The following is a 14233-nucleotide window of genomic DNA, read 5'->3' on the forward strand; positions in this document are numbered from 1 at the left end:
CTCCTGCAAGAAATCAACGGCCGTCCTGGTCACGGCCAACGGAAACGGTTTTCGGATGGGGCATCGGGTGACGCACGTCTGGCGCCTCGTCCGGGGCCTGGTCTCGCACCCAGCCGACGGCCTGCGTGTAGGCCTCGATCAGTCGGTCCTCGGCCGGGTAATCGAACCTCGCCGGATACAGCGGGTAGTCCTCGCTGGTGACCGGATGCGCCTCGAGCCACTCTACGGCCTCCACCATCGCGTCGCGGGCGGATATGACCTCGCAGTAGCCCAGCTCGCGCTTCGCCTTATTGGTGTCCAGCAGGATGTGCGGCCGCCCGGTCGGCGGCAACAGTTCGATCAGCGCCGAACCCGCGAGCTCGCCGGGAATGCCGACGAATTCGAGCTCACCGCCCATGATCTGCGCGATCGCCTCGGCCCACTGACGCACGGTGTATTGGTCGTCGTCGCCGGCGTTGTAGGCCTGGCCGTTGGCGACGTCAGGGTTGTCGACGGCGCCGAGCACGACCTCGGCGGCGTTACGCCCAGCGGCCCGGGAGATGATCCATAAACCGTTGTCGGGCAGTATCATTCGGGTCCTGCCGTCGCGGATACGGCGCATCACAGACCATTCCCAGGGCACCAGGTTGCGTGGGCCGTAGATCGCGGGGTACCGGATCACCGTGCCGCGGAACGCGCCGGACGCCGCCCGATCCAGGACGGCGCGCTCGGCCGACCGGATCAGCTTGGCGAAACGCGGCACCGGTTCGGTGCCGTCGGCCAGCGGGCCATCCTCACGCGCGTTGAGCGCCATGCCGTAGGGCGTGACGGTTTCGGGCTGCAGACAACCGCGGTAGGCCGGCACCCCGCCGATGCTGATCAGCTGCCCGCACCGTCCGGCGAACACCTCCGCGATCGCAGCGACTCGCCCGTACATCGCCAGCACCACGTCGAAGGACTGGTCGCCCACCGCCTCGGTGATCGATTCGGCAAAGTGTGGGTCGGCGTGGATGTGCGGAACGTCCGGCAGGTCGGCCGGCTCGTGCACGCCGCGGTGCAGCATGGTCACGTCGTGACCCCGTTGCAGAAGTCCCTGCAGTACCGGGACGCCGGTTGCGCCGCTCCCGCCGATGACGAGCGCTTTCATACTTCATCCGCCTATCTACCGAACCAAACGGCAATTGGTTCTCTATACAACCACACGCCCGGCCGCCTTGGCCACCGCCTCCCCGATGAGGGCGCGGTCGTCGTGCAGGAGGGCCATCTGGCGGCTCGGCGCTGCTATTGCGTCGGCATTAGGCGTAGCCCGGTCGACCGCAGCTATGATTGAATTCTAAATCAACCAATGTTTGGTTTGAGCGGAGAGTTGCATGAGCCTTGCCTACGTCAGCACCATCATCGAAAGCGACGTCGACACCGTGTGGTCGGTGATCGGCGACTTCCACGGGTTGCCCGCCTGGGTCACGATGGTTCGGTCCAACACGCCCGAGAACGGTGCCGGACCGGGCGCGGTGGGTTCGGTGCGCAACCTCACGCTGGAGCCCGGCGGCGGCACCGCCCGCGAACGGCTGGTGCGCTATGACGCACCCGCCCGCAGCTATTCCTACGACTTCGCCGACGAGATACCTTTTCCGGTGTCTACCTACCGCGGCACCATCCGCGTGCTGCCAGTGACCGACTCGAACACCACATTTCTCGAGTGGTACGGCGAGTTCGACTGCGAGCCAGCTGTTCTCGAGACGATGACCGCGACCTTCCGGGCGATCTACTCGCAATTCATCGAAGATCTGCGCCAACACCTCAAAGGCCGCGATTTGGCCGTCCCCCAAGCATGAGCGGCGAGCTCGACGGCCGGGTCGCGCTTGTCACCGGCGCCGCGTCCGGGATCGGCGCGGCCAGCGCGCAGGCGCTCGCCGAGGCGGGAGCGGCAATCGCGGTCACCGACGTCAACATCGACTCCGCCGAAGCCGTTGCCGCAGCGATCGAGCGAACGGGTGGGCGGGCCCTCGCGCTGCGGCTCGATGTGGCCGACGAAGAACACTGGGCCGCCGCGATGCCGGTCGTGCGCGCCCGGTTGGGGCCCGTCACGGTCTTGCATAGCAACGCCGCCGATGTCTCGATCTTCGACCGCGACAACGACTTACTGACGTTGGAGGTCGCGACGTGGGACCGCGCATTCGCCGTAGCGGCCCGCGGATCGATGCTCAGTGCCAAACACACCCTGCCGGACATGATCGAAGCCGGCCAGGGCAGCATCATCTACACCTCGTCGGTCAAAGGGCGCTCGGGCTCCACCCGCCAGGTCGCGTACTCGTCGGCGAAGGGCGCCATTGAGTCACTGACGCGCATTATCGCGACGACATACGGTCCGTCAGGTGTGCGTTGCAATGCAATCGCGCCGGGCGTTGTAGATACGCCGGCTGCGCGCGCGAACGTCTCTGACGAACTGCGCAGGCTGATCATCGAGGGCCAGGTAGTGGGTCGGCTCGCCGAACCGGCGGATATCGCCCGCGTCGCGGTCTTCCTTGCCTCCGACGCCGCCGCGATGATCACCGGTCAGGTTCTTGTCGTCGACGGCGGGATGACCGGACACATTCCGGCGCTGTCCTCACGGTGACGCGACCGGCCACTGGTGCCGGAGTCAGGCGCGGGTGACGCTTTGCGCCGAGGGCGACATCGCGGCCCGGATTCGCTCGGTCACCAAGCGTGCGGATTGCACGCAGCCGCTCTGGCCTGCCGTGGCCCACTCACGCACGCCGTCCCCGACGTTGAAAAGGTTTGCGATCGGGGTGGTTTGCGGCAAATCGCGGCCGGCGATGGCTCGCTGTGCGGGCCAGTCCTCCCCTGCGCAGATCTCGACCGACAAGATGCGGGCGGAGTCGAAGCCCGGAAAGTGTTCGTGCAGATCCGCTTTCAGCAACTCGACCTCGTGGTCGACGTCGAAATCGCCGGTCGCGGGGTGCGGCGTGGAGGCCGCCGCGTACAGGTTCCATCCTGCCGGCGCCATCTCCGGACATGTCGCGGTGAGATTGGCGGCGTAGGCCAGCCGGCGGGTAGGGCCGAAGAACACCAGCCCGGTGACCGAGCCCAACGGCTGCTCGCTGGCAAAATTGACGGTGATCAGGGTGCTCGGGTTCGACTGTGCCCGAACATGGTCGGCGTAACCACCGGGCAAGTTGACGTCGCCGCACATGCGTACCGTCGCAACCGGTCCGGCGTTGCTGACCACCACGCGGGCGCTGATGCGGACCGTCCCGTCGGGCCGGCGGATCGTGGCACCGTCGACCCGACCCGAATCGTCGAATGTCAACGCGACGACCTGGCTGTTAAGCCAGAGCGTGCCGCCGTTGTGCTCGAAGTGATCTGCCAGCTGCCGCCACGGTCCGATGCTGCCCTCCGGATGCATGGCGTAGGTGTCGAGCGCCTTGGGCTTGGTGAGGTAGTCGAAGAATACGGCTGCCTCGACATCGCTGGGTTCGGCGGCGAACATCGCGCTGGTGAGGTTGCGAACCAATCCATGGAGGAAGGCCCCGGCCCGCAGGCGGGACAGCCACTGCGCGGTGCTGATACCGCGTGGCGGACGCATCCGTGGCGCGCGGCGAGCGACGGCGCCGACTAGCGCGAGCAGCGCGCGAAACATCAGGCCCGTCAGCCCGCTCATCATCGGCACATCCCAGCGGCCCAGCCGCAGCACTAGAGGCCGTTTGGGCGTCCGCGCGTTGATGGTGAGGCCGAGATCCTCGAACAGCTTGGCGTTTTCACCACCGAGCTCGATGATCAAGGCACCGGTGTTGACCCGGAATCCGTCGACATCAATGGTGGAAGCCCGCCCGCCGACACGGTCGTATCTTTCCACCAGCAGGGTCGTGAAGCCGCTGGCGTTCAGCCGGGCCGCGGCGGCCATTCCGCCGGCCCCGGCGCCAATCACTATCGCGTCGTAGGTCGCCAGGCTCTCTGCGTGATTGGTCACCACTGCCTCCCACAGGTCGTAAAGTTGCTGGGATGACTCAACCTGGCGCTCGCCGCGGACCCGGCCGTCCGTTGGGCGCCGACGGAGCCGAAACCCGGCTCAAGATTCTGCACAGTGCCCGAGAAGTGTTCAGCACCATAGGATTCGACCGTGCCAGCCTTCGGCAGATCGCCGAGGAAGCCGGCTTCACCCGCAACGCGATCGCCAACTATTACCCGAGCAAGATCGAGTTGTACCGGGCCGCTTTGGCATCCGTGCACGAGGTGGTGATCTCGGAGATCCTCGGCCCGGCGCTGTGCCAGACCGGCTCGATCGACCGCCGGATCGTGGCGGTCTTCGACCGTGCGGTGGCGACCATCCGGATTGACCAGACCTTCGTGCGCTTCTTCGTCACGTCGACGGCCGACGCGATCCATCACCCGGATCTGCGGGACCAGGCCATGCAGCCTCTGGTCGCGGTACGCGAGCACTTTGCTGCGGCACTGGCAGCGGCGCAACGCGACGGCGAAGTCGACGCCGGCATCGACACCGAAGCCACCACGCAGGTCCTGGTCGACCTGCTGTGGGGACTTGCCGTCGACGCCGGTTTTTACTCTGACCAACACCGGACCCGTCGAACACTGGAGGCGCTCGAGCGGATCGTCGTGGCACTCACTTGATGGAGGCACCGGCGTCGATCGGCAGCGACACCCCCGTGATGTAGCGAGCTTCATCGCTGGCCAAAAACAGCACCGCATTGGTGACGTCGATACTTTCGATCCACGGAATGGCCAGTGCGTTCATCTCGGTAGCCGGTACCGCGAACTTCTCCCGGGTGGGATTCGGGTCATCGGGGAGGAATACGCGGTATGTCGGCTCATTCTGGATCATGTCGGTGTCGACATTGGTCGGGTGGACGCTGTTGACCCGAATGTTGAACGGCGCCAACTCAAGTGCCAGTGTCTTCATCAACCCAACGACGCCGTGCTTGGCCGACACATAATGCGCTAGTCCGGGTTGGGCGATCAGGCCAGCGATGCTACTGGTCAGCACGATGGATCCACCGTTTCCGGCAGCGATCATGTGCGGAATGGCCGCCTTGGTGGTCCGCCACGATCCGCTGAGATTGATGTCGATCATCTCTGTCCAGGTCTGCTCCGTCAGTTCGAACGACGGACCGACAGAAAGGATGCCGGCGTTCGCGGACACGATGTCCAGACGGCCGAGTTCGCTCACCCCCTCGCCGACTGCCGCTGTCAACGCCTCGCCGTCGCGAACGTCGACCTGGCGAGCGACCACGCGTCGGCCTCGAGCTTTGATCTCGCGGGCGGTCTCGTCCAGATCAGCAGGAGTGGCCAACGGGTAGGGCGCAGACTCAACCTGGGCGGCGATGTCGAGCGCGATGATGTCGGCGCCCTCGTCGGCCAACCGCAGGGCGTGGCTGCGCCCCTGCCCGCGGGCGGCGCCGGTGATCAGTGCGACCTTGCCCTCGACGCGTCCGGTCATAGGGTTCTCCTCGTTGAAAGATGTTGTGGGGAAGAGGGATTGACAGCGAGTGTCTAGACCTTGTCGAAAATCAGCGGAACACGGTCCGGGTAGTTGGCGATTCCGGGCACCCACTTCAGGTCGGCCGGGTCTGCGTCCAGCCGGAAGTTGGTGACGCGAGCGAGCAATTCCTCGAACGCGATGGCGATCTCTACCCGGGCCAGGTGCATGCCGATGCAACGGTGGATTCCCAGGCCGAAACCGGCGTTGCCACCGCGGGGCGGATCGAACTGCAACTGGTCGGCATTGGGGAACTTGGCGTCGTCGCGGTTGGCCGAATCGAACCGGATGAGCAGACGCTCGCCCTTTTTGACCGGGCACCCGGCGATCTCGGTGTCCTTCATGACGGTGCGCCCGAACGTCCCCACCGGCGACGTCAGGCGGATGAACTCGTCCATGTCGTTGCGCACCCAACGGGGGTCTCGGACCCGTTGCTCGAGTTCGGGATTGAGCGCCATGTACATCGCGATGGCGCCGATCGCAGACCGGGTGGTGTCCAGCCCGCCGAGGAACAACACCGAGATCGCACCGAGTGCCTGCTCGTTGGTCAACCGCTCGCCATTGATAGTCCCGGTCGCCAGCGCCCGTAGGATGCCGTCCTCTTCCGGCGGATTCTCGATCGCCGCAAACAAGTACTCCGCCGAAAGCATCCCGAGGTTCATGAACGACTCCTCGGTGCCGTCCTCGGTAACCCGGTACACGATCTCTTTTGCGCGTTCCATCTTGGACATGTCGTTCTCGTTGAACACCATCCGCGCCAAGATGCGGGAGACGAACGGGCTCGCAAACTCGCTGAGCAACTCGACCTTGCCGTTTTCGATGAATCCGTCAATCAGCTCATTGGCGGTTTTGCGCATCTCGTCGGCGTATGTCAGCGCGAACTTGCGGGTGAGGTATGGGCTGAGCAGCGCGCGGAAGCCGGTGTGCTCGGGCGGGTCGGAATCCAGCGGACCCAACCGCACCGGCGCGGGAGCCGGCGATCCGCCCACCGAGGAGAACGTTTCTGGATCCTCGAGCACTCGCCGGACATCTTCGTAGCGCGTGATCATCCACATCGGCCCGGTGAGCTCGGTCTCGGTCCGCACCACCGGACAGTGCTGCCGCGCGTAGGCGAACGCGTCGTACTTCCACTCGACGTGGTCGCGATCGAACGGATCGTAAGACTCCAGCAGCGCGGCGAGGTCGCGGTCAGTACGTGCAGAGGTCATCGCATAGCTCCCCAAAGGTCGACAGCTTCGTCACTACCGTCACCGTGTTCAAACGCTGTTCGGTATTAATTGGCCACGATGCCATATGTCTTGCATCACGTCTAGGCCGGGGTGTGACGTGGCTCGTCAAGACGGCGAGAGGTCAGCCCTGCAGCACCGGGTCGAGCTTGAGTGGGCGCGAGGCCTCGACCATGATGATTTCCCACTCGATGCGCGGGTGCTGCTCCCACTCCCGCCGGGACTTGATCCGGGCCCGATCAGGGAAGCCGTGGTGGATGCCCTGCGGATCGTGACTGACCAGGCCGGCCTTCAACGGTCGACCGAGAGACTTGCCGCCGTGAATAAGCGCGATCTCGTCATAATCGGCGTTGCGGTGGAACCACGGGATGCGTTCGACACCCTGCACCGACTCGAACGGTCGCGGCAGCAGATTGATGATGTTGATGCCCTCCGCCACCAGGAAGCAATGCATCGACGGCGGGAGGTGCAGGCTGTCAGACATGATCACGTTCCAGTCGCGAATGTTGAATGCGAATGGGAAGTAGTCGCCCTTCCACCCCTCTACATCGCACGGGTGCGAGGCGGCGTAGATCGATGAATATTCGCCGTCGTATTTGACCCTGATCTCGTACTCGTGCTGGTCGGATGTCACCGGCACCGGTTCGGGTACGCGCACGACATCAGGGTCGAACGGAGCGTGCCGGCCCAGGCCGACGTACGTCGGCGCCCGCAACTCGCCGACTGTTTCGATGCCGAACAGCATGGTCTCACCGGGATCGACCACCCAACGATGGGTGACGGCCTTCGGGAGCACGACATAGTCGCCCTGCTCGTAGCTGATCGGCCCGAATTCAGTCTCGACTGTCCCCGAGCCGCGGTGCACGAACCAGCATTCGTCGCCGTCGACGTTGCGCCGGTAGAAGGGCATCGCTTCGGAACGCCGGGACAGCCAGATCGTCGCGTCGGCGTTGTAGTACAGCCGCTGCGCTGCGCCCCGGGCGTCGGTGAGGTCGTCGGTCTTGATATCGGTCAATACCGCGGAGGTGGACTTGAAGCGGCCTTCGGTGCGAAAGACCGTCGGGTCGTTGGAGCGATACAGAACCGCTTCACGTCCGTCGAAGCCGTGCCGGGTCAGTTCGTCGTCTTTGAGCAACGTCCCGTTTGAACTCGAGTCCGGCAGGTCGCGATGGGCCTGCCGGCTTGTCTTGCCCTTGCTGTGCTGGATCAGGGTTCGCATGTTCATGCCCTGCAGCATACGAATATGTCAAGTTTTTGACAATCGCCATTTGGTTATGGGGTCCGCCGATCCGCGACGGTGGCCAAAAGGCGGCTGAGCAAGCGCTGTTCGGACGCGTCCAGGACCGAGAGCCACTGCCGCTCGCGGTCGGCCTGTTCGCGGATCGCATCGCGTAATTCCGTCCGTCCTCGCTCGGTCAACTCCAGCCGGACCAGCCGCCGATCGTGGCTGTCTCTGGCGCGGTCCACCAGGCCGTCGCGCTCCAAAGTGTTCAGCGCACTCGAGATCGCTGCGCGCGATCCGCCGGACAGCCGGGCCACGTCGCGTTGCTCAACAGTGCCGAACACCCACAGCACGTTCATGATCCGAAAGCCCGCCCATGTCCACCCACGCCGGCGGTGCAAGACCTCGAAGTCCTGCGAGATTCGGGCGTGCAGCCGAGAGAGGTTGAAGACCAACTCCGCGTGCTCGGAAGCGTCGGCACCGACCGCGCCTTCCGCACGCAACCGATGCGTGAGCAGCGCCCGATACGCCTCGACGCTCGTCGGGTTGCTCGCGTGGGACTGCGCTCGGCTGCCCCGGGGATCGTCCGACTTCGGCCCAGGCTTCATCGGCGCGAACCTACGCGCCGTCGTCCGACCACACAACCAAACTTTGTTTGATACTTTGATGGCGTGACAGGCGATTCCCCAATTTCGACCGAAGCTCCCCCGCTGAGCGGAGTGCGGGTCCTCGACCTCAGCGCACTCGGGCCGGGCCCGTTCTGTTCCATGCTGCTCGCGGACTTCGGCGCTGATGTCGTCGCCGTCGAACGACCGGGCGTCCCGCTCCCCTTCGATCCGGCCGCGAATCTGTCCCGGGGCAAGCGCTCAGCGGCCATCGACCTGCGCGCGCCCCGCGGTGCCGAGGTGATCGCCCGACTTGCCGACCACGCCGACGTGCTGCTGGAGAGCAACCGTCCCGGCACCATGGAGCGGCGCGGGCTGGGCCCGGACGTACTGTGCGCCCGAAACCCCCGGCTGATCTATGCGAGGTTGACCGGATGGGGCCAGGATGGGCCGTACAGCGACCGGGCCGGGCACGACATCAACTACACGGCGGTAGCGGGCACCCTCGGCACCATCGGCTCCGAAAAGCCTGTCACCCCCCTGGCCTACGTGGGTGACCTGGCAGGCGGGTCGCTGGTCACCGCCCTCGGAATCATGATGGCGCTCTTCGAACGGACCCGCACCGGCAAAGGGCAGGTGATCGACGGCGCTATCGTCGACGGCGCAGCCCTGCTTGCCGCGATCCACCTCGCGGAACTGAATAGCGGGCTGTGGTCCGGTCGCGGCAAGCACCTGTTGTCCGGCGGAGCGCCGTTCTACGGCGTTTACGAATGCGAAGACGGCCGATTTTTTGCCGTTGGCGCGATCGAACCCAAGTTCTACGCGCAATTCTTATCCGCGCTGGACATCGAGGACATCGCCTTAGCCGCTCAACTGGATCCGACCGGCTGGGCGCAGCTACGGGAGCGGATCGCCGAGGCGTTCCGGTCCAAAGCCCGCTCGCACTGGTCGGCGGTGTTCGCTGACATCGATGGCTGCGGCGCGCCAGTGCTGGAACTGGACGAATTGGCCGACGACCCGCACTTGCGGGCCCGCAACACGATCCTGGCAAGCGACGACGGGACAGTCACAGTGGCACCGGCGCCGCGGCTATCCCGCACCCCGGCACGCCTGCGACCGGCACCGGCCAGCCGGGGCGCCGACACGTCAGCGGTGCTCGGCGAGGCCGGCTTCACCGCAGACGAGATCCGTGAGCTGCAGGCGGACGGCACCATCACCACGACGGCTTGACGACCGACACTCAGTCGGACAGCCGGATCGCATTCTCAGGGCAGCTGAAGACCGCTTCGTCGACGTCGGGCGATGACCCGGCCTCGTCGTCCAATACCTTGCCGAAGCCGTCGTCGTCCATGTCGAAATGGGTCGGGGCGATCAGCACGCAGCGACCATGACCCTGGCATTTGCCGCTATCGATCGTTATTCGTGACACACCCATCTCCGCTCCTCAGAAATCATTTCGGTCCGCGCAGCCCAAGCCGGCGACGCCAGTCATGCGCCCCGGTGAGCCGGATCAGCCGCTTCTGCAGGCGACTCATCCGAGGCACGTAGGGATACCAGTGCGGCTCGGACTTGAGCCGGAACCGCTCGGAGACAATCGCCTGTTGCCGGCAGAATTTCAACATTCCCGCGGCTCCCCCGTTGCGACCCCCGACGCCAGAGGACTTCCAGCCGACCATCGGCAACGGGATGAGCATGGTGGCCGTCAGCGCGCTGTTGATGTTGACCGCGCCGGTCTCGAGTCGGCGCGCCACCCGGTCAGCGCGTTGCTCGTCGGCAGTCCAGACACTGGCCGCCAGCCCGTACGACGAGTCATTGGCGAGGCGGATCGCCTCCTCATCGTCCTTGACCTTCATCACCGGCAGCGTCGGACCGAACGTCTCCTCGCGCATGCACAGCATCGAATGATCGACCCCGGTCAGCACGGTCGGTTCGAAGAACAGACCCTCGTCTTTACGCCGGCCGCCGGTAACCGCGACCGCCCCGCGTTCGACGGCTTCGCCGACGTGGCGCTCGACGATCTGCACTTGGCGTTCGTTGGCCATCGCACCGATCTCGGTGGTGTAGCTGCCGTCGGGATCCATGCCTTGCCGCAGGGCTCGGACCTTGGCCACCAGCTTGTCGACGAACTCGTCGTAAACCCGCTCCTGGACGTAGATTCGCTCGACGGACACGCAGATCTGGCCCGAATTCCACAGGCCGCCCCAGACTGCGCCGCTGGTCGCGCGATCGATGTCAGCGTCGTCCAAGACGATCATCGCGTCTTTGCCGCCCAACTCCACGCTGTGCGGGATGAGGCGTTCGCCGGCACGAGCGGCGATCTTTCGCCCGGTCGCGATCGATCCGGTGAACTGGATCATGTCGACTTCGTCGAGCACCGCGGTTCCGGCGGCTCCACCACCGGTGACACACGCGATCACAGGGGGAGCGCCGAGTTCCTCGATCCAGCCGCGAGTGACCTCTGACCACGTCAACGGTGTCACCTCGGACGGCTTGAAGAGCACCGCGGCCCCGGCCATCAGTGCCGGGATGCCGTCGACGATCGGAGTCGCCAGCGGACCATTCCACGGTGTGATGATGCCAACGAGTGGGTGCGGCCGGATGAACACCCGCAGGTTCTTCGTCAACGACACCGGGCCGTCACGCTTCACCGCCCGATCCGCAAGGAAGTCGGCCGCGTGCTTGGTGAAGTAGTTGATGGTGTCGACGGCCACCGCGATCTCCATCGCCGCATCGCCCCACGACTTGCCGGTTTCCTCCTGCATGGTGCCGACCAGCCGGTCTTCGTTGTCCAATATCCAGTCGAGGAATCGGAGCAGATGCTTCTTGCGGCCGTGCGGCCCGAGCTCCTCCCACGCCGGCTGGGCGGCGCGCAGCCGGGCGGCCACCTCGTGCACCTCGGCTGCCGACATCTCGGGGACACTGCCGACAATTCGTCCATCCGCCGGACAGCGCACCACGATCCGGGCCGCTGCCGTGTCCGGATCCCCGACCTCTCGTGCGGTTGCCGTCATCGTGGACTGTCCTTTCCTCGCGAAACCGTCGAGCGCCGCACCATCACCGGATCCGAGAATACCTAACGCTGTTTGGTGGCTGGTGGCCAGCATGACATATGTTGCGCGCAACGTCGAGAGCGTCGGAACGCAGAATGTCGAGCAACTTCAGCGCAATTCAACGTCAACGGTGGCGCGGTCGCGGCCGTCGTCGCCAGTCGCCGACAGGGCGACAGACGGGCTGTCCGACGCCAACCGCTTCAGCTGCGCGGATTGCCCGCAGAACAGCGGCGCGACATTCCGGTGGCGCACGCGGTGCACACCGGCGTCCGGCGTTTCCAACCGCACGATCTCGGCAAGCGCTAACGTCACGAGCGGCCCGTGCACCACAAGCCCCGGATATCCCTCGGCACGGGTCGCGTACGGCCAGTCGTAGTGAATGCGATGGGCATTGGCGGTTGCGGCACTGAATCGCATCAGCAACGACGGATCCGTTTTGAACTCCCACTCCCACTCGCCGGTGCGCCGCAGTGGCGACGGTGTCGGAGGGCTGATCGCGGCGTCAGCGGGATCGGAACCGCCGGAGGTCTGCGACGCCGCCTCCCGGAAGATCAGGTTCTGACGCTCAACGACGGCCAGGTCGGAATGGTCGTTGTACAAGTGCGTCGTCACCCGCACGATGACCAGAGAGCCGGACCGGCCGGTCTTCTCCTCAACGCCATCCACCCACGACTCGCGTCGTATGACGCGACCGACGGTGAGCGCAGCGTGCAATTCGATCTCACCGCCGGCGAACATCCGCCGTGGCAAGTCGATCGGCGGCAGGAACCTACCGCGTCGCGGATGGCCGTCGGACGACAGCGCAGAGGATGAACACCACTGCGGTAGCGCGACCCAGTGCCAGAGCGGCGGCAACTCATCACCCGGTAACGGGGCCGGGTTGCTGTCGTCGAAGAGGGCCGACAGGGCCGCCACACGACCAGCGTCTACGACCACGTCCTCGCGGACGGTCTGCGGCTCCCATCGCGGGTCAATCACTAATGCACTATGGCTCATGGTCTTTCGCTACTTGTGTTGAGGCGGTGATCTGCAAGCAGAAATTAGCAGGCCGCGTCTCTCGAGTTGGCGGCGCTGAGCAGTTCAGCAATGTCAACGAATTTCACGCGTGGCCGCGAAGTTTCGCGACCCCGTTCGCGTTCGGCGGCGTCGATGGCACGCCAACCCTGCCAGTCGACGGGCTCGGCCCCTCGTTCCACGAGCAGATCGGCCATGGCGTCCCGGTCTGCGACCTCACGATCCAGCAAGCCCGAATCATAGTCCTCCCAGAGCTTTTGGACCGTCTGCTCGGCACAGCTCCGATTGGTCCCGATCACGCCGCGCGGACCACGCTTGATCCATCCTGTGACATATACGCCGGGGACGTGCTGGCCGTCCTTGCGAAGTACTCTGCCGTGTTCGTTGGATACCACGCCGTTCGCGTCGTCGAAGGGCACACCGTCGATCGGCACACCCCGCTGTCCGATCGAACGTAGGATCAGCCGGCTCTCGATCACTTCGCTTTCCCCGCCTGCATGCACCACGCGAAGACTCTCGGCATGCTCTTCGCCACCCACTTCCACGGGTGAGACCATGAAACGGAACACGATCCGCTTGTTCTGCGGCTGCGTCGGCCGTTGAGTGAACTCGCGCGCGATCTCCAACTTCATGCGTGTCTCGACGTCGTCGTCGTCGTGCGCGTCGAGTTCGTCGCTGTCAACGATGACATCGACCCCCGGCAGATGGCCCAGCGCCAGAAACTCGCCGACCGAGAAGGCGGCCTCCCTTAGCCCTCGGCGCGCCAAGATGACCACTTCGTCAATTGCGCTGTCCGACAACTTATCCAACGCATGCTGTGCAATGTCGGTCTTCGCGAGATCCTCCGGCGCCATCAGCAAGATCCGGGCCACGTCCAGTGCGACATTGCCGTTGCCGATGATCACCGCCCGCTCTGCAGACAGGTCGAACGTGGTGTCAGCGTGGTCGGGGTGCCCGTTGTACCAGCCGACGAAGTCCGCGGCGGCATAACTTCCGGGCAGCTTCTCCCCCGGGATACCGAGGTCGCGGCCCTTCGGTGCCCCCACCGCGTAGATCACGGCATGATGGTGCGCCAGCAGATCTTCGTGCGTGATCGTCATACCGACCTCGACGTTGAAGTGGCACTCGAAGCGCGGGCTCGCGAACGCGGGATCGAAGAGCTTGACCACCGCCTTGGTGTGCTGATGATCCGGCGCCACTCCGGTGCGCACGAGACCGAACGGCGTCGCAAGCCGATCGAACATATTTACTTCCACGCCGGCGACGCGGGTCAGCTCCGCTGCGGCGTAACAGGCTGCCGGTCCTGCCCCGACGATCGCGACCCGTAACGAGCCCCGCTCCACGGCGGGATGATCAGTACCGGCTCGCTGCGAATCCATCGCCAAGGGATGGTGTTCGAAGTAGCTCGAATTGATGTCTTTGAACCGCTCCAGCTCAGGCGGCAGCTCCTCCTCGTAGTAGATCGCGTCGACGGGACACGCGTCGACGCACGCGCCGCAGTCGATGCACGTGACCGGGTCGATATAGAGCATCTCGGTACCGGTGATTTCACCCGACGCTCCCACCGGCCTGATGCAGTCCACCGGGCACACCGGCACGCAACTGGCGTCCTTGCAGCAACTTTGGGTGATGACGTAAGTCAT

The 14233-nt window shown here is 65.1% G+C and carries 14 protein-coding genes; 4 read left to right on the forward strand and 10 right to left on the reverse strand.

Features of this window, described 5'->3' with window-relative positions:
* Nucleotides 1–13: 13 nt before the first annotated feature.
* Nucleotides 14–1126 carry an epimerase gene (locus QGN31_RS25385; protein WP_014941042.1) on the reverse strand — a complete coding sequence of 371 codons (1113 nt, stop codon included), beginning with the start codon at nt 1124–1126 and terminating at the stop codon, nt 14–16.
* A gap of 223 nt (nt 1127–1349) precedes the next feature.
* Between QGN31_RS25385 and QGN31_RS25390 the strand changes: the two genes are divergently transcribed.
* Both QGN31_RS25390 and QGN31_RS25395 read left to right on the forward strand, forming a co-directional pair.
* Nucleotides 1350–1814 carry an SRPBCC family protein gene (locus QGN31_RS25390; protein ID WP_014941041.1) on the forward strand — a complete coding sequence of 155 codons (465 nt, stop codon included), beginning with the start codon at nt 1350–1352 and terminating at the stop codon, nt 1812–1814.
* On the forward strand, nt 1811–2596 hold the full coding sequence (locus QGN31_RS25395) for an SDR family NAD(P)-dependent oxidoreductase (protein ID WP_014941040.1): 786 nt from the start codon (nt 1811–1813) through the stop codon (nt 2594–2596). Before QGN31_RS25390 ends, QGN31_RS25395 begins: the two co-directional genes overlap by 4 nt.
* A gap of 24 nt (nt 2597–2620) precedes the next feature.
* Here the strand turns inward: QGN31_RS25395 and QGN31_RS25400 are convergent, their stop codons facing one another.
* Complete coding sequence (locus tag QGN31_RS25400; protein WP_043955550.1) at nt 2621–3949, reverse strand: phytoene desaturase family protein; 1329 nt, start codon at nt 3947–3949, stop codon at nt 2621–2623.
* Between the two features lie 71 nt (nt 3950–4020).
* On the opposite strand from QGN31_RS25400, the gene QGN31_RS25405 reads away from it, so the two are divergent.
* Nucleotides 4021–4608, forward strand: a complete 588-nt coding sequence (locus QGN31_RS25405; protein WP_014941038.1) for a TetR/AcrR family transcriptional regulator — start codon at nt 4021–4023, stop codon at nt 4606–4608.
* Here the strand turns inward: QGN31_RS25405 and QGN31_RS25410 are convergent.
* From QGN31_RS25410 to QGN31_RS25425, 4 genes are all read right to left on the reverse strand, one after another.
* Nucleotides 4601–5434 carry a mycofactocin-coupled SDR family oxidoreductase gene (locus tag QGN31_RS25410; RefSeq protein ID WP_014941037.1) on the reverse strand — a complete coding sequence of 278 codons (834 nt, stop codon included), beginning with the start codon at nt 5432–5434 and terminating at the stop codon, nt 4601–4603. The two genes, QGN31_RS25405 and QGN31_RS25410, sit on opposite strands and share 8 nt — an antisense overlap.
* A gap of 53 nt (nt 5435–5487) precedes the next feature.
* Nucleotides 5488–6681: a cytochrome P450 gene (locus QGN31_RS25415; RefSeq protein ID WP_007170537.1), complete on the reverse strand. Its 1194-nt coding sequence runs from the start codon at nt 6679–6681 to the stop codon at nt 5488–5490.
* Nucleotides 6682–6823: 142 nt separating this feature from the next.
* The gene (locus QGN31_RS25420; protein ID WP_014941035.1) at nt 6824–7936 is read right to left on the reverse strand and encodes a homogentisate 1,2-dioxygenase; all 1113 of its coding nucleotides are present in this window, start codon (nt 7934–7936) and stop codon (nt 6824–6826) included.
* 35 nt (nt 7937–7971) lie between these two features.
* Nucleotides 7972–8529: a MarR family winged helix-turn-helix transcriptional regulator gene (locus QGN31_RS25425; RefSeq protein WP_014941034.1), complete on the reverse strand. Its 558-nt coding sequence runs from the start codon at nt 8527–8529 to the stop codon at nt 7972–7974.
* A gap of 111 nt (nt 8530–8640) precedes the next feature.
* On the opposite strand from QGN31_RS25425, the gene QGN31_RS25430 reads away from it, so the two are divergent.
* Nucleotides 8641–9756, forward strand: a complete 1116-nt coding sequence (locus QGN31_RS25430; protein ID WP_014941033.1) for a CaiB/BaiF CoA transferase family protein — start codon at nt 8641–8643, stop codon at nt 9754–9756.
* Nucleotides 9757–9766: 10 nt separating this feature from the next.
* Here the strand turns inward: QGN31_RS25430 and QGN31_RS25435 are convergent, their stop codons facing one another.
* The 4 genes from QGN31_RS25435 to QGN31_RS25450 form a co-directional block, all read right to left on the reverse strand.
* Nucleotides 9767–9904, reverse strand: coding sequence for a ferredoxin (locus QGN31_RS25435; RefSeq protein WP_014711232.1), 138 nt, complete (start codon nt 9902–9904; stop codon nt 9767–9769).
* Nucleotides 9905–9977: 73 nt separating this feature from the next.
* Complete coding sequence (locus tag QGN31_RS25440) at nt 9978–11537, reverse strand: aldehyde dehydrogenase family protein (RefSeq protein WP_043954260.1); 1560 nt, start codon at nt 11535–11537, stop codon at nt 9978–9980.
* 147 nt (nt 11538–11684) lie between these two features.
* Nucleotides 11685–12572, reverse strand: a complete 888-nt coding sequence (locus QGN31_RS25445; RefSeq protein WP_043954258.1) for an FAS1-like dehydratase domain-containing protein — start codon at nt 12570–12572, stop codon at nt 11685–11687.
* 44 nt (nt 12573–12616) lie between these two features.
* Nucleotides 12617–14233, reverse strand: coding sequence for an FAD-dependent oxidoreductase (locus QGN31_RS25450; protein WP_014941030.1), 1617 nt, complete (start codon nt 14231–14233; stop codon nt 12617–12619).

The sequence above is a fragment of the Mycobacterium sp. 2-64 genome, from assembly GCF_035918375.1.
GTDB lineage: Bacteria > Actinomycetota > Actinomycetes > Mycobacteriales > Mycobacteriaceae > Mycobacterium > Mycobacterium intracellulare.

What these genes read in the sequence shown, in the direction of transcription:
- QGN31_RS25390 (WP_014941041.1), top strand. Translation starts at nt 1,350, where the DNA reads ATGAGCCTTGCCTACGTCAGCACCATCATCGAAAGCGACGTCGACACC.
- QGN31_RS25415 (WP_007170537.1), bottom strand. Translation starts at nt 6,681, where the DNA reads ATGACCTCTGCACGTACTGACCGCGACCTCGCCGCGCTGCTGGAGTCT.
- QGN31_RS25445 (WP_043954258.1), bottom strand. Translation starts at nt 12,572, where the DNA reads ATGAGCCATAGTGCATTAGTGATTGACCCGCGATGGGAGCCGCAGACC.
- QGN31_RS25410 (WP_014941037.1), bottom strand. Translation starts at nt 5,434, where the DNA reads ATGACCGGACGCGTCGAGGGCAAGGTCGCACTGATCACCGGCGCCGCC.
- QGN31_RS25395 (WP_014941040.1), top strand. Translation starts at nt 1,811, where the DNA reads ATGAGCGGCGAGCTCGACGGCCGGGTCGCGCTTGTCACCGGCGCCGCG.
- QGN31_RS25420 (WP_014941035.1), bottom strand. Translation starts at nt 7,936, where the DNA reads ATGCTGCAGGGCATGAACATGCGAACCCTGATCCAGCACAGCAAGGGC.
- QGN31_RS25385 (WP_014941042.1), bottom strand. Translation starts at nt 1,126, where the DNA reads ATGAAAGCGCTCGTCATCGGCGGGAGCGGCGCAACCGGCGTCCCGGTA.
- QGN31_RS25440 (WP_043954260.1), bottom strand. Translation starts at nt 11,537, where the DNA reads ATGACGGCAACCGCACGAGAGGTCGGGGATCCGGACACGGCAGCGGCC.
- QGN31_RS25425 (WP_014941034.1), bottom strand. Translation starts at nt 8,529, where the DNA reads ATGAAGCCTGGGCCGAAGTCGGACGATCCCCGGGGCAGCCGAGCGCAG.
- QGN31_RS25450 (WP_014941030.1), bottom strand. Translation starts at nt 14,233, where the DNA reads ATGACTTACGTCATCACCCAAAGTTGCTGCAAGGACGCCAGTTGCGTG.